Source organism: Microbacterium sp. 18062, from assembly GCF_902706225.1.
Classification (GTDB): Bacteria; Actinomycetota; Actinomycetes; order Actinomycetales; family Microbacteriaceae; genus Microbacterium.
In genome coordinates this window covers 1-608 of sequence record NZ_CACSKB010000161.1, presented here as the reverse complement: position 1 = coordinate 608, position 608 = coordinate 1, and the positions used below count along the sequence as shown (strand labels likewise).

General features: G+C 54.4%; 1 protein-coding gene and 1 pseudogene. Both read left to right on the top strand.

Going from position 1 to position 608, the window contains the following annotated elements; translation table 11 throughout:
* The coding region (locus GVL03_RS22420) for a hypothetical protein (RefSeq protein ID WP_235038256.1) at positions 1-313 on the top strand (313 nt) is incomplete at its 5' end.
* Positions 310-608 (top strand): annotated as a pseudogene (locus tag GVL03_RS19145) (hypothetical protein); the annotation flags it as partial. The gene GVL03_RS22420 and the pseudogene GVL03_RS19145, both read left to right, overlap by 4 nt.

Below are 608 nucleotides of genomic sequence, written 5' to 3'. Positions count from 1 at the left end.
CGCGACTGTCAGTGCACGCCTTTGGGCCCGCTCCGACCATGAAAGTCGACGCGTACGGGTTGCCGCAAAGGCGGCCAAGCCTGTCAACAACCGGCAGAAGAGCGCCCCCGCCGAACGTTTGCCCAATGCTGATATGCAACGAGCTAGGTATCAAGAAACCGCAAAACTCAAAAACCAGTTGCATGCCCAAACACGGACAGAGTTCGAGGAGCACACGGTCACTGCGTCCGTTGGGAAAAGCTGGAGCGAAGTAGAGCGTGAGGAGAAGGCTCGATTGGTAGAACTAGTGAAGCTAAACAGGAGCAAGCGATGAAGGATGTTGAGATATTCCCTGCGGTGTATCACGATACAGGAGTTTCTCGCTTTGCAGGCAATCCGTTCATTGAGGCAATGCCGCCTCTGGAGCAAAGCAAAAGTGACTTTTTGACTAACCTCGCGCACTACCCAGCGAAGCCATCGGCAACGCTACGCAGGAGTAGTGAGGTCGTTAGACTGATGGAGCTGTCCACCATCAACGACATCGTCTACCCTTTCCCAGAATATCAAAAGGCTGGCTTCACCCTGGACAAGATGGCCCGCGACACTTATGTAGCGCGCCACCCTTTGAC